This is a genomic window from Paenibacillus sp. V4I9 (genome assembly GCF_030817295.1).
In the GTDB taxonomy this organism is placed as follows: Bacteria; Bacillota; Bacilli; order Paenibacillales; family NBRC-103111; genus Paenibacillus_E.
The window spans coordinates 6,603,819-6,626,325 of record NZ_JAUSZE010000001.1; the positions used below are offsets into that span (position 1 = coordinate 6,603,819).

General features: G+C 45.8%; 18 protein-coding genes. 2 read left to right on the forward strand and 16 right to left on the reverse strand.

Translation table 11 applies throughout. The features are described 5' to 3' along the window. Positions 1 to 15 precede the first annotated feature (15 nt). The 9 genes from QFZ81_RS30405 to QFZ81_RS30445 form a co-directional block, all read right to left on the reverse strand. Positions 16 to 1,116, reverse strand: coding sequence for a Gfo/Idh/MocA family protein (locus QFZ81_RS30405; protein WP_307438458.1), 1,101 nt, complete (start codon positions 1,114 to 1,116; stop codon positions 16 to 18). A 43-nt stretch (positions 1,117 to 1,159) separates the two neighbouring features. Beyond that, the gene (locus QFZ81_RS30410) at positions 1,160 to 2,017 is read right to left on the reverse strand and encodes a sugar phosphate isomerase/epimerase family protein (protein ID WP_307438456.1); all 858 of its coding nucleotides are present in this window, start codon (positions 2,015 to 2,017) and stop codon (positions 1,160 to 1,162) included. Then, positions 2,014 to 3,519 (reverse strand): DHA2 family efflux MFS transporter permease subunit, encoded by a 1,506-nt coding sequence (locus tag QFZ81_RS30415; protein ID WP_307605718.1) that lies wholly within the window; start codon positions 3,517 to 3,519, stop codon positions 2,014 to 2,016. Before QFZ81_RS30415 ends, QFZ81_RS30410 begins: the two co-directional genes overlap by 4 nt. Positions 3,520 to 3,539: 20 nt before the next feature. Next, positions 3,540 to 5,081 (reverse strand): ABC transporter substrate-binding protein, encoded by a 1,542-nt coding sequence (locus tag QFZ81_RS30420; protein WP_307605719.1) that lies wholly within the window; start codon positions 5,079 to 5,081, stop codon positions 3,540 to 3,542. Positions 5,082 to 5,138: 57 nt separating this feature from the next. Then, on the reverse strand, positions 5,139 to 6,029 hold the full coding sequence (locus QFZ81_RS30425) for a carbohydrate ABC transporter permease (protein WP_307438450.1): 891 nt from the start codon (positions 6,027 to 6,029) through the stop codon (positions 5,139 to 5,141). A gap of 16 nt (positions 6,030 to 6,045) precedes the next feature. Then, positions 6,046 to 6,915 (reverse strand): ABC transporter permease, encoded by an 870-nt coding sequence (locus QFZ81_RS30430; protein ID WP_307607081.1) that lies wholly within the window; start codon positions 6,913 to 6,915, stop codon positions 6,046 to 6,048. Positions 6,916 to 7,190: 275 nt separating this feature from the next. Beyond that, entirely contained in the window at positions 7,191 to 8,807 is a 1,617-nt protein-coding gene (locus QFZ81_RS30435) for a response regulator transcription factor (protein ID WP_307605720.1), read from the reverse strand. Continuing rightward, positions 8,779 to 10,554 (reverse strand): sensor histidine kinase, encoded by a 1,776-nt coding sequence (locus tag QFZ81_RS30440; protein ID WP_307605721.1) that lies wholly within the window; start codon positions 10,552 to 10,554, stop codon positions 8,779 to 8,781. The genes QFZ81_RS30435 and QFZ81_RS30440 overlap by 29 nt, the downstream gene beginning before the upstream one ends. 38 nt (positions 10,555 to 10,592) lie before the next feature. Beyond that, positions 10,593 to 11,246 (reverse strand): TetR/AcrR family transcriptional regulator, encoded by a 654-nt coding sequence (locus QFZ81_RS30445; protein ID WP_307438446.1) that lies wholly within the window; start codon positions 11,244 to 11,246, stop codon positions 10,593 to 10,595. A 216-nt stretch (positions 11,247 to 11,462) separates the two neighbouring features. Here QFZ81_RS30445 and QFZ81_RS30450 point away from each other — a divergent pair, with 216 nt between their 5' ends. Together QFZ81_RS30450 and QFZ81_RS30455 are read left to right on the forward strand one after the other, a co-directional pair. Beyond that, positions 11,463 to 12,446, forward strand: a complete 984-nt coding sequence (locus tag QFZ81_RS30450; protein ID WP_307438444.1) for a bile acid:sodium symporter family protein — start codon at positions 11,463 to 11,465, stop codon at positions 12,444 to 12,446. Between the two features lie 389 nt (positions 12,447 to 12,835). Next, on the forward strand, positions 12,836 to 13,477 hold the full coding sequence (locus QFZ81_RS30455) for a hypothetical protein (protein WP_307605722.1): 642 nt from the start codon (positions 12,836 to 12,838) through the stop codon (positions 13,475 to 13,477). A 58-nt stretch (positions 13,478 to 13,535) separates the two neighbouring features. Here QFZ81_RS30455 and QFZ81_RS30460 read toward each other — a convergent pair whose 3' ends face one another. The 7 genes from QFZ81_RS30460 to QFZ81_RS30490 all read right to left on the reverse strand — a co-directional run bounded on the left by QFZ81_RS30460 (position 13,536) and on the right by QFZ81_RS30490 (position 22,484). Further along, a complete protein-coding gene (locus tag QFZ81_RS30460) occupies positions 13,536 to 14,054 on the reverse strand; it encodes a YbjN domain-containing protein (RefSeq protein WP_307438440.1) in 519 nt (172 codons plus the stop codon). 14 nt (positions 14,055 to 14,068) lie between these two features. Beyond that, positions 14,069 to 16,018 (reverse strand): hypothetical protein, encoded by a 1,950-nt coding sequence (locus QFZ81_RS30465; protein ID WP_307605723.1) that lies wholly within the window; start codon positions 16,016 to 16,018, stop codon positions 14,069 to 14,071. Between the two features lie 86 nt (positions 16,019 to 16,104). Then, positions 16,105 to 17,028 carry an eCIS core domain-containing protein gene (locus QFZ81_RS30470; protein ID WP_307605724.1) on the reverse strand — a complete coding sequence of 308 codons (924 nt, stop codon included), beginning with the start codon at positions 17,026 to 17,028 and terminating at the stop codon, positions 16,105 to 16,107. Positions 17,029 to 17,161: 133 nt separating this feature from the next. Next, entirely contained in the window at positions 17,162 to 18,607 is a 1,446-nt protein-coding gene (locus QFZ81_RS30475; protein ID WP_307605725.1) for a PP2C family protein-serine/threonine phosphatase, read from the reverse strand. 21 nt (positions 18,608 to 18,628) lie between these two features. Continuing rightward, positions 18,629 to 18,964 (reverse strand): STAS domain-containing protein, encoded by a 336-nt coding sequence (locus tag QFZ81_RS30480; RefSeq protein WP_307438433.1) that lies wholly within the window; start codon positions 18,962 to 18,964, stop codon positions 18,629 to 18,631. Further along, positions 18,961 to 19,398: an ATP-binding protein gene (locus QFZ81_RS30485; protein WP_307605726.1), complete on the reverse strand. Its 438-nt coding sequence runs from the start codon at positions 19,396 to 19,398 to the stop codon at positions 18,961 to 18,963. The genes QFZ81_RS30480 and QFZ81_RS30485 overlap by 4 nt, the downstream gene beginning before the upstream one ends. Before the next feature lie 53 nt (positions 19,399 to 19,451). Then, the gene (locus QFZ81_RS30490; protein ID WP_307438429.1) at positions 19,452 to 22,484 is read right to left on the reverse strand and encodes an MFS transporter; all 3,033 of its coding nucleotides are present in this window, start codon (positions 22,482 to 22,484) and stop codon (positions 19,452 to 19,454) included. Between the last annotated feature and the right edge of the window lie 23 nt (positions 22,485 to 22,507).

Sequence of the window (22,507 nt, forward strand, 5' to 3'; positions counted from 1 at the left end):
AGAAATTTTTATTGATCATAATTCTATCGTTTTCCCTGTTTTTGCCGATTCATAAATGGCTTCCAAAATTTGGGTAACAACAAATGCTTGCTCCGGTTTAACAAGTGGCTCCGTATCGTTGAGAATACTCTCCAGCCATTGTCTGGCCTCTTTCACGCCTGGCTCTTCGGCACCTGCGTCGAAATAAGCAATGCCTCCGCCTGTCGTAGCCTTGGTTTCGACTAGCTTTCCATACTTGGCGCTGTTGAAAACCAACTCACCTTTGCCCATAGCAGGACTGCCTTTCATTTCCGCTCCGCCTTCTGTTCCGCACAGGGTCGTCATCGCTTCTCTAGTATCTGTTATATTAAGCGCCCATGCGCATTCCAGGAATATCGTTGCACCATTCTCCATTTTGATAAATCCGAAAGCTGAATCTTCGACCTCGTAGCTTTTGGGATCCCATGGACCGAACATATTGCCTTCGAACTTATCCCCTAATTTGTGGAATACCGATCCTGTCACTGATTTCGGCTTGTAGTTGTCCATGAACCAGAGAGATAGATCCAGCGCGTGTGTGCCAATATCGATCAACGGTCCGCCACCTTGCTGTTCTTTGTCCGTAAAAACGCCCCAGGTCGGAACTCCGCGTCTGCGAAGGGCATGGGCTTTGGCCATATAAATATCGCCGAACTCCCCATGGCGGCATGCTTTGTACAATACCTGTGAATCGTCTCGGAACCTATTTTGGTAACCGATCGTTAATTTTCTTCCTGTCTTCTTGCTTGCCTCTAACATCTTTTTAGCTTCAACAGAATTGATAGCCATCGGCTTTTCGCACATGACATGCTTACCTGCCTCAAGCGCAGCCACCGTTATGAAGGAATGCTGAAGATTGGGAGTCAACACATGAATAACATCAATTGACTCATCTTGCAATAATTCCTTATAGTCCAAATAAACTTTCGCCTGCTCCGTTCCAAATTCTTTTGCAGCTTTGACAGCCCGCTCTTCGACAACATCACAGAAAGCAACCATTTCGCCTAAATGAGTGAGTTTCGCTAATGAAGGCATATGCTTTTGGTTAGCAATACCGCCGCAGCCTATAATTCCGATTTTCAATTTAGCTGTTGACATGATCGAACACACTCCCTATGATCTAATGCGCCATAAAGCGGCTTTACACATACTTTTGCAAAAGCTTTAAATCATTCTTTATGCTTGTAAATTTATCGTCGCTTATCCCTTCATTTTCAATAAAGGCATATTGGATCGTACCCATTTCTTTGATTTTGTCGTAGGTGGCTTTAAAATCGATTGAACCTGTTCCTAGATCCACAAAGTCACCTGCTTGTATGTATCCCTTCCCGCGATATAGCTGCATCATATCCAAATCTTCGTCACCTGGCTGGAGAGCGTCAAACACGTTTAGATGGAGGACCTCTTTATTTAAATCTTTCTGATGGACGATATCGCATCGGCTGCCTAATTTCTCAAGAACGGCGATGGGATCAAGACCCGCACGCATAACCCAAACCAAATCCAACTCAAATTTGACATAAGCCGGGTCCGTATTTTCAACTAAAATATCGTATAAGGTCGTATTTTCCCATCTTTTGAATTCATGGAAGTGATTATGAAAGTAAAATTGCAAACCGTTTTCAGTGCATTTTTTTCCGATTGCATTCAGTTGTTCTGCGGTTACCAATGTATCTTCACGATTTTTGATCCATGCAGACGGCATTACAATCGCTTTACATCCAAGTTCAGCATTTTCTTGGATTAACTGATCCCAATTCTGGGCATCTTGATCCAGTCTTTCATGGGATGCTATAGGCTTAAGCCCCAATTCTTCCAGCTTGTTTTTTATGGTTTGCAGAGGAAATGAGTCACTGTATCGGACGCCTGTCATAAAATTGGTGGTGATTAATTCCACATTTGTATAGCCTGCAGAAGCTACCTTTTCAAGGGTGCCAAAGTAGTCGTTGTTTAGTGCTTGAAAGACTGAAAATAAATTCACGCCAATTGAAATGCTCATTTTAACTGCTCCTTTTGTGTTAAATTTTTCATATGCTGAAGCTTATGGTTCACTAGCCTTTTATTCCGAGATTTGCCTCTAAACAACGTCCACACGAGAGGAAGGCCGACTAATACGATCATCGTCGCTACAATGTACACGTCATTAGAGCTCATCATGAAGGCTTCCGCCTTCAGCAACTTTCGCTGGGCTTCCGCAGCCCTATCTAAACCAAGTGCCTGGTTGTGTGCGGTTAACCGTGATGCGATCAGTGAAGTAAACAACGCGATGGAAAAGGAACCGAAAACTTGGCGGATCCAGTTATTCACCGATGAAGCATGACCGGACAGTTCGCGCGGGATAGCCTCCATACCAACGTTGGTAAGCGGCATGATCGTTAACGAAATCCCGATGTAGCGTATGGTCAGCCACAGAGTGATGTACCATTGCGATACGTACACATCCAGACGTCCTATTGCTAGTGTTCCGACCGCGATCAAAAGAATCCCGGAAACGATCAGCCATTGCGGAGCAATTCTCATATACAGCTTGCCGACGAGCGGCATCACGCCTGCCATCGCAAGTGTGGCCGGTAGCAAGATCAAACCGACCTCCAGTGCGGACGCCCCTTGAACGTTCTGCAGAAACACCGGTATTAAATAGGCGCCGGAATACAAATTGAGCGTAATAACGGCCAGCACGGCAAGGCTAACCGTATATTTTAAATTGACAAATACCTTCAAATTCAAGAGCGGTTCAGGGATCATTAATTCTCTCCGAATAAAGCACCCGAGCATCAGGATGCCGAAAGCGAGCAGAGACAGCGTTCTCCACGAGCTCCATCCCCATGAATGTGCTTCGCTGAAGGCGATCAGGAGGGAGCCGCTGCTTAGAATTACGGTAATCAAGCCAGGCAAATCGAACGTTTTCGGTGTATTCAGTTTGTAATAGGGAATAAGCCGCCAAGCGACTGCAACTGCCGCAATACCGAACGGAATGTCCATGAGGAACAGCCATTTCCATTCGAACTTTCCGATCAGCCAGCCCGCCAATAGAGGTCCGAACGCAGGCGAAAGCATCGTCGACAAGGTCCACATGCTGAGCGCAAACGCCTGCTTGGCTCGGGGAATCACCTGATAAAGGATTGTCATTGTGGCTGGCAAGATAATCCCGCCAAAAATACCCTGCACGACTCGAAACGCAATTAACGATTCAATATTCCATGCGAAAGCGCTAAGTCCTGAAATCAGCGTGTAGCCAATAAGCGCAGCGACATACAGGTACTTGGTACTGAACTTTTCCCCAAGATACCCGGTGAGGGGAGCCACAATTCCGGTTGCCAGCAGGTAACCCGTCATCGTCCACTGCATGGTGGTCAAATCGGTATGAAATTGTTCCATCAAAACGGGGAACGCTACACTTATCGAACTCATGCCAAGTGTCGCCAGTACGGACCCGAAAAAAATCGCGATCATTACAGGCACAAACGGTATGTTTCTCTCCTGTATCTCTGTAGGGGACATGCAGCTTCTCCTCGCAAAAACTACTTATTGGTTTTCGCCCATTCATCAAGCTGCTTTTGCTTCTCAGCTATAATTTTGTCCATGCCGGAAGCCTTCATTTTGCCAATAAATTCAGGCAAGTTTTTATCCGGATCCAGCGTACCGGTTTCCAAACCTATTTTGAATTGGTCCTTCACGCTCTGAACAGCGGCCACTTCCGTTTTAACCGGATCGACAGAAAAGCTGAAGCCGAGCGCTTTTGATTTTTTGGACGATTTGTTGAAATCAGCCTGATCTTTCCAAAGACTAACAGGATCACTTTCCCAAATGTAGGAAAGGAATTGATTACCCCACTCCCATCCATGATTCGGGCTATAGGTGGCATTCTGCGTATCTACTCCATTCGGGAAGGCGATCAAGTCACCCTTCTTGACGTAGTGCTTTCCTTCAATGCCATAGTCGATCAAGTTGATCAACTCTTTGTCGGAGTAAAGCAAGTTGAGGAACATCATGGCTCTCTCCGGATCCTTCGAGTTTTTGGCGATACTGAACATGACGTTTGCAATCGACGACGTAGAAGTGACAGGTGGGATAATGCGAGCTGCAACCATCGGTGTGCCCGTCAAGATGGCTTCCTTCGTTTCATAGCCAGGCTTCATATGCACTGTAAAGGAAAAAGCTTTGCCGGCCTTCACAAGGTCTTCAGGGCGGATTTTGTTTGTAGCGATATCTTTCGGGATATATCCGTCCAAATACCATCTTCTGACCATTTTTAATAGATCAGAATATTGCTTCGATTCAAACCAATTGACTACCTTCAGGTTATTATCATGGTCCGGCAGCACTCCGTTATCATCATTCAATGGGTCCATAAAGCCAGGTGCAAGGGACGCGATATAGGACGTACCCCCGCCTTCCGGAACAATAGCCGCCATATTCGGCTCGTTATCTTTGACGACCTTGAATACGGCATCCAAATCATCAAAGGTCTTGATCTTGCTTAGATCAATCTTGTATTTATCAACAATATCTTTGCGCATCAGGATACCGTAGTCGGCTGCCCAGTCGCGTACGCTAGGTATGCCATAAAGTTTACCGCTGGCCATCGTCGCTTTTTGAATCTCCGGTGTGACGACCTTGGCAATATCCTGTCCATATTTCTTAAGCAGATCCTCTAAAGGGACAAGCTGTCCTTTTGCCGCTTGCGTACCGTAGCCGAGTGCTGTCAAAGTGACTAGCAAGTCCAAATTTTCATTGCTAGCAAGCATCAGATTGACTTGTTGCTGATACGCAGCGGGGTCAATAGGCACAAATTTAACCGTTGCATTAATTTTCTCTTTGGTCAGTTTGTTAACGGCATCCTGGACCTCTTGCAGATCCTTGTTGTTACCAATTTTATAGTAGGCCACTGTTAGTTCATAAGGTTTTAAGTCCGACTTCGCCTTTACTGTTTCTCCTGCCGCACTTGGTGCGGTTGTAGCCGTAGAGCCACCGCTACCGCTGCTGCATGCCGTCAATAGAAGAGAAACGGCTATCATTCCCGCTAACGCTGTTTGGACGCTTTTTTTTCTATTCCCTCTCATTTCGTAGCCTCCCTGTTTATATTCCATTTATGCTAACCGGCTGATGCCGAGTATAGCCTAGCCTTTGACTGCTCCAATAACGAGACCTTTGACGAAGTATTTTTGAAAAAAAGGGTATGCGATCAGCAATGGAATAGTCCCAATAACCGCCATAGCCATCCGGACCGATTCCATCGGAATGTTACTGCTTGCAGCAAGTTCCGTTGTGCTGCTGCTCGCGTTGCTTGACAAAAATTGCGCGTTTAACAAAATCCGGTTTAACAAATTTTGCAAACTGAACAGCTTGCTGTCGGTCACATAGATTAATCCGTTGAACCAATCGTTCCAATAGCCGATCGTTTGCATCAATCCGACCGTAGCCAGAATGGGAAGAGAGAGCGGAAGCACGATCTGGAAAAAGATTTTAAATTCCCCCGCCCCGTCAATGGATGCTGACTCAATAACCGGGGTTGGGATTGAAGTCATAAAAAAGGTTCGCATAATCAGCACGTAAAATCCATTGGATAACAAACCGGGAATGATTAAGGCCAGCAGTGTGTTTTTCATATCGAACACTTGTGTATATACCAGGTAGGTGGGGACCAGACCTCCGTTAAACAGCAGTGTGAAAAACACGATAAACGAGAGCGGCTTGCGAATCAGCATATCCTTTCTAGATAATGGATAGGCGCATAGGGCAGTGATCGATAGCCCCACAAACGTACCAACTAAAGTTACCAGAATGGTAATACCGTAAGCCCGAAATATGTTGGAGGAATCGTTCCACAAAAATTCGTAAGCTGCCAGGCTGAATTTACTCGGTAGGAAGGAATACCCTTCTGACACAATGGTCATTTCATCGGTAAAAGAAGTAATCACGAGCAGAAAAAACGGAAGAAGACAGAGACAAACAATGCCAATAAAGAATACATGAATGATCGCTTGGTACAGTTGACTTTTTACTTTCATTGGGTATCCCTCCTTATTAAAACAAAGCGTTATCGCTGTTTCGCTTGCTCACCTCATAATTTGAGATGAGTACGAGAATGAATCCCACAACGGATTGATATAGGCCCGCTGCCGAAGACATGCCGATGTCGCCCAATCTTAGTAAAGCCCGATAAACATACGTATCGATAACGTTGGTTGTAGGAAAGAGCGCGCCCGTATCAAGCGGAACTTGATAGAACAAACCAAATTCGGAGTAAAAAATGCGGCCGATTTGCAGTAATGTCATAATCACAATAACCGGAGTGATTAATGGTATGGTAATATTCGTAATCTGCTGCCATTTACTCGCTCCGTCAATCCTTGCGGCCTCGTAATATTCCGGGTCGATTCCGATAATCGCCGCTAAATAGATGACACATAGGTATCCAACATGCTTCCAAATGTTCACAAAGGTCAAAATATACGGCCAATATTTGGCTTCGCTATACCATGAGATTGGATCCATTCCAAGCATAGGCAGGATTTGTTTATTAATGTAACCGGTTTCTCCGCTTAGCATGGCAAGCACCAAATAACCGACAATAACCATAGAAATCAAATAGGGGATGAGAATGACGCTTTGGTAAAACCGGGCAAATAATTTCTTCTTCACTTCATTCAACAAAATAGCTACGCCAACGGCGATGATCAAATTAATGATAATAAAAGCCGAATTATATAGAATCGTATTTCGGGTAATCAGCATGGCGTCGGAGGTTTTGAACAGGTACTCGAAATTTTTAAATCCAACCCAATCGCTGGCCCAAATTCCTTTCGTGAAGTTGACGTCTTTGAACGCAATAATCAAGCCAAACATCGGCAAATAGTTGTTGATGATCAGATAAATGATTTCGGGTATGACCATCACAAACAGAGGGGCATACCTCCATAACTTTCTCAGTTTTTTTCTGGTTATTGATTTCGTTGCCGTTATCCCAGCAGCTGTCGTGGTCGCTGAATTTGCCCTAGTTGTTGTCGTTGTCCCCACATCGTTCCCCCCTCTTCCGTTATACTCTCATCATATCTAACTGCCGCTATGCACTCTACCTGTTTCCCGACTTCCTGTTATCGCATTTCCGACTTCTTTTTGAACAAAAAAGATCGAACCCGAGAAGGGAACGATCTCATGTTTAAGGAACCTTATGTTTGGTAAGTTTCATATAATTTGCGGTAATCCTGTGGATTAATGGCCGTCGCTTTCTTGAACATTTTTGAGAAATGGGAAAAATTATTGTAGCCCACTGAAGCGGCGATGCTTCCAATTTGAAGATCCGTCTTCACCAGCATTTCTTTGGCCAATTCTACCCGCTCCTGGAGAATATAATCAGAAATCGTCAAGCCGGTTTCTTTCTTGAAAATTCTTGTCAGGTAGTCCGGATTCATATTCACATGGCTGGCGATATCTTCCCGCGATACATCTTCGTTGATGTGCTGAGCGATATAGTGTTTCGCTTTTTCAACAACGGTTTGACTTTCATCCACAGAATGAATGCGACCCGCAGCTTCTTCGATCATCGTGTTTATCCATTGTCTAAGATCAGCTATGGAACGGGAAACGGACGATGCTTGCATAGACAGAAGTTCTTCCGAAAAAACCTGATGCGCCCTCAAGCCCTTATAATGTAATACGTGATGAATCATTTGCAGAAAATCCTCATAAAATCCGCGCAGCAATTTGGCATCGAGTCTCTCCATTTGCTTCATCGCATCCAAACTATGATCGATCTCTTTCAGCAGTTTCCCTTTGCATCCACACTTGAGCATTTCCCCCCAACCGTTCATTTTGGGCAGCGGAAATGTATCGTAGCTGCATCGTTGCTCACTTAAAAAGAAGATTTTATTCGTTTGTGTAACATTGTTGGACTCCAACGTGACTAAGGATTCGAACATCTCCAGCATTCCCTCCGTATATACGGGAGTACCGATATAACAACAAAGATCACAGAAAAAGTAATGGTTACAAGCATCGATATAACCCTGTAATTCGTTGGTTAGCTTCTCTTTATCGATCTTGCTACCCGGGTCGACCGAGAGGATGGCCAGTAACCCTCCGCTTTTGACCTGAACGATTTGGCCGTTTGCCTCTTTCCGTACAGCCAATTCCTCCAAAGAGTTGCGCAAGGCGAATTCCATTATTTTTTCTTCACGAAGAGTCAGTTTTTTATGCCAACGCTGTACACTGATCCATATCGGCACAAATAAGGCTGTATCACTATAAGGTATACTTTGCTTCGCCATAATTTCTTTGATTTGAACCTTATTCGAAGGGATAGACCTATGGATTAAATCCTGCCAGAAGCGCTCAACAACCATCGGTTGGTACGATTCCCATAACTGATAGTAATGCTTATAGGTTTCATTAAATTGGACCAATCCTCTTTTCTTTTCTAATTGTCCGATCGCTTTTCGAACGGCTTTCTCCAATTCCGGAAAGCGGACAGGTTTGAGCATATAATCCAGACTTCCCAATTGAATCGCTTTTTGCGCGAATTCGAAATCAGCATGACAGGTTAAAAAAAGGGACTCGGTATCTGGAGAGTGTTCTTTGACCCAAGATAACAATTGAAATCCGTCACCTTCCGGCATTTCAATGTCGCAAAGCATAATATCAATTTTCTGGGCCCCAAAGATTTCCTTCGCCTGTCGAATGTTAAAAGCTTCATGAACCTTTGAAAATCCAAGTTGGTCCCACGGTACCCCCGCTTTTATCCCTCGTACAGCGTGAATTTCATCGTCCACGACCAGCAATTGAAGCATCGCTTTCTCCGCCTTTCTTCTCATGAAATGGGATGAGAATTTCAATCACTGCGCCGTGACCTGCACCATTTGAAAACGTGATCTGGGCTTGATCTTGATACAGAAGACGCAGTCGACGCTGCACATTCCATATCCCGATATGATGACCTTCTCCGTTACCGATATCCATTTCCATCTGCAGCCGAGCCAAAACATCTTCAGGAAATCCTTTTCCAGTATCCTGCACCCGTATACGGATTTTATTAACTTCTATGGCTTCAATGGTTATACCAATATGAACAAGTTTATCCATGCTAACTGCGTGTTTGATCGTATTTTCCACAAAGGTTTGAATAACAAGCGGAGGAACCAATTCATCCATCAGGTTGTCTGGAACGGATAGATCATAAGTCAAATTTTGAGGAAACCGCATCTCTTGGATACGAAAGTAATTAAGAGTATGCTGGACCTCATCCCTTAAAGCGACGAATGCCATGTTGCTTCGAAACATAAAGCGAAAATATTGTACGAGACAAAGCGCCATTTCCTGAATCAATACAAAGTCTTTCACCTGTGCCAAATTATAAATAATGTTCAACGAGTTCAGGAAAAAGTGCGGATTAATTTGAAGCTGCAAATGTTTGAGTTCGGCCTTCTGATGATTTAATTGTTCTTCCAAAACATTAATTTTCAATTCCTGTATTTGCGATATCATGCGATTGAAGGATTGGTTCATCTTGTCGAATTCAATGACAGAAGGGCTGTATGTGATGCGGACGTCCAAATTCCCGTCTTCGATTCTCCTCATAGCCATCATGATCCGGTTTATCGGAACCAAGATGATTTTCCTTAAAAGAAACAAAATGAAAGGAAACAGAATAAGTGATCCCATCAAAATGAACGATACCATTCGGCGAAGGAAAGGAAGATTCTCTAGAATTTTGCTGTCTGGTATGGCAGCGATTAAGCTGAAACGGCCTTTCGCGGATTTTTCGCCAACGACTAGAAATTTTTCGTTTTTTCCAGTGAGTTTGTAATCCGTTCCAACATCGTTCAAATTAATTTGATTTTCTTGTACGAAAGCTTGGTTAGACATGGTCTCGAACAGGTCCGTAACCAGCAGCGCCCTACCGTTGTTGCCCAAATCGACCAGGTTCAGCGGAACCATTAATTTACTCGCATCCGTCCATGCCCCGATATAGACATTCCCATATTTGATCACACGGGTCAAAAAGTATTGATCTCCAAGCTTAAGCATGAACCATTCTTTCAGACTTGTCTGATTTGAACCATCGCGTTGGTCCTGAAAAATGGTCTTAATGCTATTTTCAACGGCTTCCTGTCTGGTGTAAGTGACTTGATCACTCATAACTGTCAATAAATCTTGATTCGGCTCCGAGTAAACAAAGAACATATCCATTGATTTATAATTAGGGAGGTCTTTTAACAGCTTATTATTTAATTGAATTTTCGTAAAAGAGTACCGATCGGCATTTTGATCTCGCTGCGCGTCAAGTACAAGCAGTCCCGTGTCTTGCGCAGCGAAGTTGAATAAATACTTGTCTACCTCATCCAAATTACGGTCGATCTGCCCCATATATAAGCTGATTAAATTTTTATTCGATTGAGCCACTTGATTTCGAACAACTTGGATGGCGTACAAATTGTTATAGATCATGAAAACTACGATGGGTATCACAATAATGAGTAACCCAAATATCAACTTAAAGCGCAGTGTTTTGAACAGAGGCAAAGTATGAATTTGCACGGTTGAATAGACTTCCCCTCTCGTGAAAGCTAGCGTGATCAGATAGAAGACGCTTCGGGTTTCAGATAGGCCATGATCATGTCAATTAACTGCAACATCATCTCGCCTGGATCAATCTCTTGTTCGACACGAAGAATGTTTCCTCTTGATGCCATCCGCTGCGTCATACTCATCATCGTGTTTGCAATCATGGCTGATGTCTTGGCGGGATCAAGGTCAGACCGGATCGAGCCATCTTGAATGCCTTCCAGAATAAGCTGAACAGGTGATGGAAAGACATTTTGGATGAATATTTTATACTTCTCCTCCAATTCGCGGGTTGGATACTTTTCTCGGTAATAGTGATCAAACAGTCCAATAAAGCGTAAATGGCTAGGTCTAGTCTGGGTAAAATCCTGCCATGCTAACAATAAGTTTCGCATTTTCTCTTCGGCTCGTTCACCGATTTTGTGAGAATCGACCCATCTAAACAAATCGTCCAGAACCTTCATCTGAACCTCAAATGCCAGCTCATCAATCGAGTTATAATATTTATAAAGAGTAACACGGCTGATCCCCAATTGAAGTCCGATGTCTTTCATCGTTACACCGTGCAAATCTTTTTCCAAAAAAAGCTCCTGAGCGGCTAGAATAATTTCCTCCCGCCGTTTATTTCTTTGCTCCTCTAATTCCTGTTCCCATCTGCTTTTCATACAAACACTCCTCGATATAGAAGCTATCCATAAAAAAATAACCTGTTTACATAGTGTAAGCACCTTGCATGTACTCCAATTATAGCCAATAGCCGAATTCATCGCAAACGTTTTCATTTCTCGAATAACGATGTGGGGCTAGTCACCACCCCTTTCAACTCATATAATAGGGAGACAAAGCTGCCTAAGAAGTTTAAAGGAAGGATGTTCACCTAAATGTTGTCTCAATTGAATCGTCAATTAGAAAAAATCTTGCCGCTAATTACACCAGTCAGTGTTCTCATCGGTATATTGCTAGGCAGTCATTTATCCGAATTCACCTATTTATCCCCTTGGTTGTTTGCCTTTATGACTTTCGCGGGCAGCATAAGCTCCAGCTTCAAAGAATTCGTCAAAGTCGTCGTTCAGCCTCTTCCACTCATAACCACATTGTTAATTCTACATGTCGCGATGCCGCTGATTGCGCTGGTTCTCGGGCATGTCGTATACAGCCATGAGCCCATGACCATAACTGGCCTCATCTTAGCAGCAGCCATTCCTACTGGCATTTCAAGCTTCGTCTGGGTAGCCATTTATCGCGGAAATATCATGCTCACCTTATCGATTATTCTCATGGACACCATCCTTTCACCTTTTGTCGTTCCCTACACACTATCTGCGTTAATTGGAACCAAAGTTCAGATGGACTCCTTCGCGATGATGAAAGGTCTGTTCCTGATGATCGTTCTACCCTCTATCATTGGCATGCTGCTGAATCAATGGACACGCGGCAAAATTAAAGAACAATGGAGTGAGCGTCTAGGTCCTTTTTCGAAAATAACCATGGGCATCGTTGTCGCTATCAACAGCTCCGTAATCGCCCCTTATTTACGTGATTTTAATGCTAGATTACTAGGTTTGGCCGGATTTGTACTCTTCATAGCCTCACTTGGTTACATCATCGGGTGGCTGGTTGCCAAGCTCATGCGATGGGAACAAGACGTCGTCGTAGCACTTACGTTTAACAGCGGGATGCGTAATATTAGTGCTGGCGCGGTACTCGCAGTTGCCTACTTCCCGCCTCTGGTGACTGTCCCCGTTGTACTCGGCATGCTGTTCCAGCAGTCGCTAGCTTCCCTTTTCGGCTTTCTGCTGAACAGACGCTACGCTTTGAAAAGTGATATTCCCAGCTTAACGGTCAAAAGTGTGAAACAAGTTTAGTTGAGGAGCTGCTCGAGCAGCTTCTTTTTTTGTTAATCAGCTGTGATTTCGCTCTCTCCTTTGAAACATTCAAAGCATATTAACGTGTTATCGTCTAACACTACGCCGTTAATAAATCCATCGTTGCAGAAAATTTGCTTTCTACATTCCTTGCACTCCCCAACAAGCTCCTGCATTAATAGTACCTCCCAGTTGTAAACTTTGTGTTACATATGTTTGTCGCGGCTCAAAAGCTTCGGTTGCACCATCTTAGGTGTTATATGGACTACAAATCTTTATCCCTCAGCACATTTTAAGCTAACTTTTATGTATCATTCAGCTTCTCTTCTCAGATTTTTCATAATTGTCGTGTACGATTGTGAAGAAGATGACTGATAGGAGTGATACATATGATAAAAATGACAAAAATAGCGGGCTTATGCATTCTAATCCCCGTAATACTAAGCGGTTGTGGGAACCCGTCATCCTCACAACCTGCTGCAGCAAGCTCAGCACAACCGCAGCAACAACAACAAAACGGACAATCCCAGGCAGACGGCAAGCAAAATGCTCAAGACCGACCTGTCATGAGTGCGGCACAAAGACAAATGTTCAGTACATTCCAGACCCTGCTCATGCTAGACAAAGCAGAAGGACTTACCATTACGAAAGAACAGGCTCAATCCATGCTGCCCGTTACTCAAGACATCGTAACTAAAGCTGAACTTAGTGATGAAAACAAGACCAAGCTATTTGAAAAGTTAACGGATGCCCAGAAGAAATTTATAGAGGATTCAGCTGGGCGTATGAGCAATCGAGGAAACGGCGGTGCAAATGGTCCTCGAAATAACGGAAACACCGGCACTGGCAAGGGCAATCAAAATGGTGAATCTGGAAATACAGAAAATAAACCAGATGCTTCTGCACAACCAAATGCTAATGCACCCGATCGAACCGGTGGCAAGAATGGCAATGGAAATCGTCCTGCTGGCGGAGAAATGAGAGATCCCGGTAAGCAGCTTATTGAACTGCTGCAGACAAAAATCAAATAGTACAGCCAAAAAACCGATCTCCTACTAAGGAAGGAATCGGTTTTTCGGTTTATTTCAACTATCTCAAAGATTGAACAACTTGCTCAGCAGAGGCTTCACCACTCGCTACGAGTTCAACATGCTCAGCGAACATATCGCACATGTAGACAAACAAGCTGAGAATCTCCAACACTTCTTCACTTTCAAAAGTGCTGGACGCTGAAATACTATATACATACCGATAGTGCAGCTCATTCTGTTCATTGATGCCAAAATGACCGATCGGCAATCTTGTGTTAATTTCCAGCAGGACAGAAGCCACGGCATCGCGGGACCCTTCTTGCAAATGAAAGGGGAGCGTACTGTAAATTTGCAGCAGCTGAATCGCGCCAATTTCATCATCATTCAGCGGTAAAAAACTAAAGTGAAGGAACCGTTCCCTTCCTTTTTTGTCCTCTTGGAATCCTGCCATGAGGACGTGAAGCGGAATCGCTTCGGATTTTTCCAATAAATTAGTCGCTAGGCCTGTCTCATCTAAAATTTCCTTCAGAAACCCTAGTTGCGCCAAATGACGCGCATGTATTTTATCTGGCAACATGTATGTACACTCTCCTACTCTCTTTGGGCCATGGCTTTAGTCAACATGCCTCTCAATTCATCTTTGTTCTCAAAATTCTTAAGAGCCGGTAAACTTACTCCAGCCGCTTCTACATAACTGCGTACATGCTCGTATCGAGCAAGAACACCTGGATCTGTAGGCATAGCTACTGCTACAGGTATAGCTATCGGTGCAGGCACAGTTGCCGCAGATGCTGGTGGCTGTGTCGTTACTGCGGGGGCCTGTCCTGATGTTGCAGGTGCTGGTGCCGATGTTGGTGTTGGCGCAGCAGTCGCCGGAGCTGGCGCTGGCTCGTATAGCTTAGGAAGATTCCTGATCAAATTCAGAATTAAATCCGCATCCCGCCCGCGTTGTTCCCGTTTCTTATCGGTCGACTTATTAGCATCAAAAACGGCTTTGGTAATTCCCCATGCGCCGGCTTTGGAGGCCCGATCGCGGCCCGCTTGTTTCAAATTCCTCGCAATCGGCATCGCGGCGCTTACACCCGAAGCCACAATTTTGAGCGGCGTTCCGACTTGCGCTCCGACCCCAGTCAATGTTGCAATGTCTGCAGCTATTTTAGTTAACTCTAAACCGATTTGCAAGCCGCCGCGTGTCGTACGCTTCACGTTAATATCTTTCATTTCTTTCGCTAATTCATACTCAGCGATTTCTTCAAGCTGCTCTGCGGCACCTGCAACTCCTAGCGCCTTCTTCCGTTCAAGTTCCGCTTTATGCGTCGCAAGCTTCGCTTTATCAACACCAGCGTTACGGAACCAACGCTTAGCAATAATGAAGTCTGCACCAGTGTGCTTCCCTTTAAAGTCACGTTTCAACGTTGTCATGGCCGAGCGATTTAAGCCGGCTTTAATGACATCAACGGTTTTAATCGCAATTTTCACACCACTTACAGCAATGCTGACACCTGGTATTACGGATGTTAAGCTGGCTGTGCTTGTTTCCATAAGCTTCATGATGCCTTTGGCTACTTTGAGACCGGATTGCGCAGTCTGGATGGCATTGCTAATAATTTCAATAGCGCCTTTTGACTTTTCTCCCTTGTCCAGACCGCCATTTCCAGCATGCTTACTGTACAAATCATAAATCGCCTTAACCGTCAAAATGGCGCTCTTAACAGAAGTTATCGCTTCAGCAACCGTTCCGGAATAGTCACTGACGGAGGAAGAAGCACCCACGCCATTTTCATGGCCTGTGGATTTAGCTGATTTATCTATCAAACCTGCCGATCCGCTGACCATTTTACCTCCAGCTTCGGTTATGGATAAGCCTGCTGACGCGTAGTCTAATTTTGTTCGATCATCTTCAGAAATAGCTAGCATTTCTCTCATCGTACTCAAAATTTGGAACGGTCCGCCAATGAGATCCGCTGTCGAAGCTACAGCTCCCGTGCTATTCGATAGTTGTTCTTCACCTGTATTATTCGATTTTTTGAAGGACTCATCCATGTCCTCTGATCTCATCCCGAAACTGTCACTGAATGTTGAAACAACGCCAGATCCCATGTCCGCACTTTCTTTAGTCCCGTCACTCTGCGGGGCAGCTACTGCTGTTGCTATTGCTGGTGCTAGTGCCGGAGTTGCTACCGTTGTAGGGGGTGCTATTCCGGGAGCAGGTTGCGCTGTTCCTGGTGCCTGGGTTGCTACAGGCGTCGGTGTTGCTACAGTGGGAAGTGGTGCCGGCGTTGCTGCAACGGGTGGCGCTGTTGTTGCCGTTGGCAAAGGAACCACTTGCGGCTGGGTAGCCGCAGGATTTCTCTGAATGAGTTGATTAGCATAGGCTTGCGTCGCACGATTGCCTGCTGTTCGCTGCATTTGCATAAAGAAGTCTCTTCCCAGAGGAGACACTTGAGGTGAAGTACTGCTTATCTGAGGGGCTTGCGATAGTTGAGCCCTTTGGTTAGATGTGCTGGTTCGTTTGGATTGGAACTGGTTTCCTTGTGCCATTCGGGCCTGACTCCTTTATACAATGTGATCGTGCATGCGAAAAAGCAACAGGATGATAGGAAGTCCCTGTTGCCGATGAATCAACCTTATTTGCCGCCTCGCTGCTGGATAACATGCGTTAATTCGTGACCGAGCAGCTCCTGCCCTTCACGGCTATCAGGGTTATAGCGACCTTCGCGGAAAAAGACATCATTGCCAGTTGCAAATGCTTCTGCGCCTAAGGAAGCGCTGAGCTTAGTCGACTCCGCGTCATTGTGTATGTTAACATTGCTAAAATCAGCTTGAAAGGCGGATTCCATCTTGGCTTGAATCTGATTATCCATCTTGCTGCCGCTGCCTTGTTTGGACTTAATTTGTGATTCGATAGAAGCCCCTGCATCGAAGCTTCCGCCACCTGACGGCTTCATTTGCAGCTCTTCCTCTTCTGATTCTCCGCTCTCCGAGCGCTGGATTGCTTCGCCCGACGGCTTCATCTGAAGCTCATCTTCTTCCTCCATACGCTGGATCGTTTCCGCCGATGGCTTCATCTGAAGCTCATCTTCTTCCTCCATACGTTGGATCGTTTCCGCCGATGGCTTCATCTGAAGTTCTTCCTCTTCCTCCATACGCTGGATCGTGTCTGCTGGCTTCATCTGAAGCTCATCTTCTTCCTCCATACGTTGGATCGTGTCCGCTGCTGGTTTCATCTGAAGTTCTTCAGCCTCCGAACCTGCACCTTCACTCTCCGTACGCTGAACGTCTGTCTTAGATGCCCCGCCACTTTCTGATGCTGCGATATGATCAGCTACTTCTTTACCGACTTGATCGGCCTCTTGTTCATAAGAATCACCCACGGGTCCAACAGTAAGCTTCGTCTGAACAGTCAGCATACTGCCAACAGCTTTGTTGCCAATCGTGCGCTGAATATTCATCAGATCTGCTCCTGCAGACTGTCCTTGCGTACTGCTTTTGGTACGATGATTCGTTTGCAAAGAAGTATCTGGTTGCCTGTTAATACGTGACTTTTGCATTGGCATGAACCCCCTATAGTGGTATTTCCCAGCCTTATTTCCCATCCGCGGATGGCTTGCGTCCCCTAATTATCCGTGTCTGAACGCATGAAGTCATATAAATTCACTATATCACAACTATATGGCTTTGAGGTTACATTTTGGTTGTTCTGTCTATAACAAGCACAGCAATATCATCAGACTGGACAGCGCCATTCGTGAAGTCATCTACGCCCTCAACCATCCGCTCAAGCATGCGCGTTTGATTACTTGCTTGCTCCTTCGACAATAGATCATAGAGTCGGGAGAAGCCATATTGTTCCTGCAGCCGATCCTCAGCCTCTGTAATCCCATCGGTATATAGTATAATTCGATCGCCAATACCTAATGTTATTTCATTATCCATATAAAGCGTATCATCCATAACGCCAAGCGGGAGACCCTTCTTCCCTCTCAGCTGCTCCACGTCTCCGCTTTCCCTTATGATATAAGGGGGACAATGACCACCATCGCTATAAATTAACTGTCCCGTTCGTACATCCAGTAAACCGCAGAAGATCGTCGCAAACATCGTTGAGTCATCCTTATAAAGCTCCTGATTGACTGACGTCAACAGCTCTCCAGGAGTCATCTCTGAAGTCATCTTCCCTTTCAACAATGTCATGGTTACAGCCATGAATAATGCCGCAGGGATTCCTTTGTCAGATACATCGCCAAGCACGAAGAACAAGCGATCCGCTCCGATACAGAAGTAGTCGTAGAAGTCCCCACCCACTTCACGAGCAGGACGAATAATGGCCTGTGTCTCCACGACGGCTACGTCAGCACTTTCAAGACCTTCCGCTTCAGTTGAGCTGCTCAGATCACCTTCAATGCCGCCGCTGCTTAAACACAAACTCCCGCGAGGCAGGAATCCCATTTGGATATCGGTGGCAATGCGCAACTCACTTTCCATCCGTTCTTTAGCAGCCGTCGTCGTTTTCAACGCATGGATTGACTTCTCAAGCGCTTCATACAGCATGGCATTCTCCAAGGAGACCGCCGTTGGCGATGCAATGGACTCAAGCAGCTGTAAATCGCGGTCAGAGAAATGGGCGCCATCCCGCTTGTTCAACACCTGCAGCACACCGATAATTTTACCCTTGCTTACCAGTGGTACGCAGAGAAGGCTGCGCGTCGGATAATCGACTCGTTTCGCTACCTTCGACGACCACCGCTCATCCTGCCCAGCATCATCAACCTTGACCGATTCGCCGGTCTGAGCCACCCAGCCTGCGATACCTTCACCTATTTTGAGGCGAATTTCACGAACTTCATCGCCTTTTTCACCTAGCGCAAGGTCAAAGAACAACTCCCCTTTTTCCTCATCGACCAAAATGACCGACGAAGCTTCCGCATTCATAATGCGGGAAGAGGTTTCCATAATTTTCACAAGCAAGTCCTGCTTGCGGATCGTCGAATTTACTTCCAAACTTACATCGAATAGCTGCATAGTTCTCTGAAGCTCCAACTCTGCGGATCTACGCTTTCGCTCGCTCAGCTGCCAAAAAACGACAACCACTAGACAAACAATGAGAAGCACACCAACAACGATATTCATCTAGCGCGCCTCCCTTTCCAACTATGAAATAGCATGGACAGCATCCGCTTCCGTCTCATAAATTGAGAAAATCCGGCTAAATCCCGACATGTCGAAAACATCTTTCACATGCTCATTCATTCGTGCCAGCGCCAGCTTGCCTTGAATCACCTTAATCATTTTGGCTGCTGCAAGTAAGCTTCTGAGCCCTGCACTGCTGACATAGTCAAGTCCTTGAAGATCAAACACGAACTTGCCATTCCCCTGCTCTACTAGTTTTGCAAAAGCCGATTCCAAGCTCGCGGATGTATTCGCATCCAGTCGGCCGTTTAAGCTTAGCAGCACGATATCGCCTTGCATTTGCTCGGTTATCATCATGATATTCCCTCCTCCTTGATTCGCCATTTTTTCATCATTAGAACATTTTCCTCGTTCAAGCGTTCATATACAATGTCATCCATTACCTGCTTCACAAAGTAGATGCCGAGACCGCCAATCCCTCGATCTTCCAAGCTCTGATCCACAGTCGGACTAGACTTCAACAGAAGATTAAAAGGCACTCCGCGATCTGTCATTCGAAGCTCCCAACCATCGGGGACAAGCCCCAAATCAATGCGGATCGTATGCATACGGGTTTCAGCAGGCGGATAGCCATAGAGAATGATGTTCGTCACAAGCTCGTCGCAGACTAAATTCACTTGGTACAACGTATGGTCATCCATGCCCATAGTCCCCGACAAGCCTCGTAAGAATACACCTAGCCGTTCGAGTTCCTTCAGATCATTGCTCAAAACGATGGACTCTGCTGACACGACATTCACCCTCCCAGACGCTGATTACTGAAGCCACTAGCCGAATAACCGATTTAAGCCATTTTCAAAAGCATATTTTCGAGCAGCCGCACTCTGGCACTAGAAGCATGAAGCAGCCCAATCCCGATCTCTGGATACAATCTCACTAGCCGAGACAAGCTTTCCCCTTGCAAAGTGAGCACACGCACCTCATCGAAAATCGCTTGAGCTGTAATCGAGGAAGGAGATCCGTCTAATGCCGTCGTTTCGCCGAGTGCTTGCTTCGGTCCTAGTACACCAATCGTTACAGTCTCCCCAATACCTGTCTCATTGCTCAGCTCTACATTGCCTTCTATGATGAGATACATGGCCGCATTCCTCTCACCACGGCGCAATAAATAAGTAAGATCCTCATGTACTTCCTCCGTTGCAATCCCTGCAATTAAACCTAGTTCATCCACGGACAGGTCCGCGAATAGGGAGACCTGCTTCAAGAAAATAACTTTATCCAGCATCGTTAAAAACTTGCGATCTTCCTTCATAACGGCACGCTCCAGTGAACTTAGTGCATAAACAGCAATATCTCGAAGCCAATCATCCGACCAAATCTTAGCTTCTTGCAAAATAAGAAGCGGCTCCGTCATTGCTACACTGCTTCTCACAGTCTCTTTCTTTAATAATTCCAACAGAGCCAAGGCCAATCTGCGATCGCCGAGCCCCTCAGCAAGAACTTCCAAAGCATTATCGCGAACTTCGTCACTCTCGTCCTGAGTCGCTTCGCGGAGTGTCGTAACCACACGCTCATCTACGAACTTGGTCATTACCGCCCACGCGCCGCCAACCAACGCATTATGCAGCTCCCCGCAGCGTTGGTTGGCAAGCTCGGCAAGCCCCTGCATCCCCAGCTCTTGAAGAGCAGCCGGCAATGCGCGTTCCTGCGTGGAAGCAAGCATTCGACTTACGCAGCGATCAACTAACTCTGATCGTAATTTACTTTCATCCAGCAACTCAGCGAGCGCTGTAACCGCCGAATTCCATATAAACGGATTCACATGATTCACGCCGTTCAACAAGGCTGGCAGAGCCTTAGCCCCCATATCTATGAAAGCCTCGAGAATGGCCTTGCGCAGCTCTTGATCTGCGAGTGGCACCATCGACAAGAGGTGGGGAATTGCATCCACCTGCTGAAGCTTACCAATACAGTGCGCAGCCGCAACTTTGACAGCAGGACGATGATCATCGAGCAGCGATAACACCCATGCTGAATAGGAATCCAGCTTAAGATCAGCGACAGTGTGACAGCCATAAACCGCCCATTCACCACCGTTATCGAGCATTTTAATAATTGCCTCGTCACAGGCTTGATAGCTTTCTTCACTTTCCAGCGCATAAAGCGCCTTAACGCCTTCGTGCACAACCTTCGGATGGTTATCTAGCAGCTTAACACGAATGAAGAAATGCGATTGGCTTTTGAGATGTGTTGCCTTTGAAATCAACTTCACACTCTCCGCACGTACCTCAGGGTCCTCATCCTCCAAGAATGAAGCCACCTGCACGAGATCCTGAATCGTTGCCCCTTGCAAATTCATCGCCCGCAGCACAGCAATGCGGATTCTTGAGCTTTCCTCACCAATCATTCCGATCAACTGCGGCAGGAAAGCGGAATCTTTCGCTTTACCAATCACTTCGAGCGCCAGCTCTCGCACATAATCATTCGGATGCTTCAGATAGCCGAGCATGGAGGATAAAGCTTTGGAGCTGCGAATGCCCCCGATAAAGGAGCCCGCAATATCCGATAGATCCGCATGCAAGGATTGCACACTTTTGACCAATTCACGTATGTATAGATTCCTTCCGAACCAAGCTACCACGACGAGAATAGCCGCTACAACTACACCTACCCAAGCAAGAGGTGACAGCTGAATTAGGCCAAACGAATGCAGCAAAGATAACAGTGAACCGATTAAGATCCCGCCCGAAGCAGCCACACCCTGAGCAAAATAACGATAGCCATCGCGCCTTCCGATAGGCATCATTTTGAAAAAAAGCTGATAGCACGGCTCCGCAATGTAATACAGCAGAATATAAAAAATGGCATAAGAGCCGGACACCATCACGAGCCCCAGCGATTGATTTAAAAACAAAGCAGTAAGTCCAAAGCCGCCAAGGAAGATGACCGTAATCGCCAGCAGCATATTACTCGCGCCCAGCCAGTTCATTAAGCGGGTAGATACCGTTTGCAGAAGCAAGCAGATCGTGAATTGAATAGCGGTAATTAATCCATAAAATGAGGTTAAATCGCCTTCCTGGGGGAACTTGCTCTCAGCAACCGTGAAGTACTGATACTCGATCATAAAATAAATCGCAGGCATAAGTGTCATTAAAGCTATGGCACAAAGCAAGAACGGGCTGCGCAGTATATGTTTCACATAGTAGCCAGCAGGCTGCTGTTTCTCTTCGCTTGGGCTTAAATCCCCCTGTGCCTTCAATCGTTTATCTTCTTTCAAAGTCAAAGGCACCAAATACCGTGCCAGCGCTTTGCGGAAAAAGATGAAGCCGAACACCATCAACACTGGAGCGAGCGCATACACCGCTTCGGTACCAAGCAGTTTACCAATTTGGTGGGCGATCAAGCCTGCCGTAATTCCGCCGGTCGTCGTTGAAGCGATGAACACCGGCATTAACCTTTTGGCCTGCTGTGTCGGACACAGATCGAAGGCCGTACTCCAAAGCAGTAGCGTGAGCTGTCTCACGACAAAGTTGGAAGACAAGAACAGAATCGGGTAGTAATACCGGAAATCAATACCGCCAAGCTTAAATCCAAGCAGCACGGCACCATTGAGGAGCAGCAATCCTATCATAATTAGGTAGAGCGTTGTCATCATTTTGGCCTTGGGCAGCCGATTCGCCAGCTTCGCTAAGAGCCAGCCCTCTAGAGGCATGATTGCCGCTTCTACGATATAGATATAAGGTAAATACTGCACACCGAATCTTTGGTTAAAAAGCGCCATGAACGCGGTATAGTTCAAGGATTCAGCAATCCCGCTAAAATAAAAGATCGGCAGCATCATCCATAGCTTCCGAATATCTTCAGTGCGCAGTCCCATCCATCTGGTTAAGCTTCCTTGCA

Excerpts from the sequence above, each read along its gene's own strand:
- QFZ81_RS30430 (WP_307607081.1), bottom strand. The coding sequence starts at position 6,915 with ATGGTCATACCCGAAATCATTTATCTGATCATCAACAACTATTTGCCG.
- QFZ81_RS30420 (WP_307605719.1), bottom strand. The coding sequence starts at position 5,081 with ATGAGAGGGAATAGAAAAAAAAGCGTCCAAACAGCGTTAGCGGGAATG.
- QFZ81_RS30470 (WP_307605724.1), bottom strand. The coding sequence starts at position 17,028 with ATGCAAAAGTCACGTATTAACAGGCAACCAGATACTTCTTTGCAAACG.
- QFZ81_RS30450 (WP_307438444.1), top strand. The coding sequence starts at position 11,463 with ATGTTGTCTCAATTGAATCGTCAATTAGAAAAAATCTTGCCGCTAATT.
- QFZ81_RS30480 (WP_307438433.1), bottom strand. The coding sequence starts at position 18,964 with ATGATGATAACCGAGCAAATGCAAGGCGATATCGTGCTGCTAAGCTTA.
- QFZ81_RS30425 (WP_307438450.1), bottom strand. The coding sequence starts at position 6,029 with ATGAAAGTAAAAAGTCAACTGTACCAAGCGATCATTCATGTATTCTTT.
- QFZ81_RS30465 (WP_307605723.1), bottom strand. The coding sequence starts at position 16,018 with ATGGCACAAGGAAACCAGTTCCAATCCAAACGAACCAGCACATCTAAC.
- QFZ81_RS30410 (WP_307438456.1), bottom strand. The coding sequence starts at position 2,017 with ATGAGCATTTCAATTGGCGTGAATTTATTTTCAGTCTTTCAAGCACTA.
- QFZ81_RS30490 (WP_307438429.1), bottom strand. The coding sequence starts at position 22,484 with ATGGGACTGCGCACTGAAGATATTCGGAAGCTATGGATGATGCTGCCG.
- QFZ81_RS30455 (WP_307605722.1), top strand. The coding sequence starts at position 12,836 with ATGATAAAAATGACAAAAATAGCGGGCTTATGCATTCTAATCCCCGTA.
- QFZ81_RS30460 (WP_307438440.1), bottom strand. The coding sequence starts at position 14,054 with ATGTTGCCAGATAAAATACATGCGCGTCATTTGGCGCAACTAGGGTTT.
- QFZ81_RS30435 (WP_307605720.1), bottom strand. The coding sequence starts at position 8,807 with ATGCTTCAATTGCTGGTCGTGGACGATGAAATTCACGCTGTACGAGGG.
- QFZ81_RS30415 (WP_307605718.1), bottom strand. The coding sequence starts at position 3,519 with ATGTCCCCTACAGAGATACAGGAGAGAAACATACCGTTTGTGCCTGTA.
- QFZ81_RS30475 (WP_307605725.1), bottom strand. The coding sequence starts at position 18,607 with ATGAATATCGTTGTTGGTGTGCTTCTCATTGTTTGTCTAGTGGTTGTC.
- QFZ81_RS30405 (WP_307438458.1), bottom strand. The coding sequence starts at position 1,116 with ATGTCAACAGCTAAATTGAAAATCGGAATTATAGGCTGCGGCGGTATT.
- QFZ81_RS30445 (WP_307438446.1), bottom strand. The coding sequence starts at position 11,246 with ATGAAAAGCAGATGGGAACAGGAATTAGAGGAGCAAAGAAATAAACGG.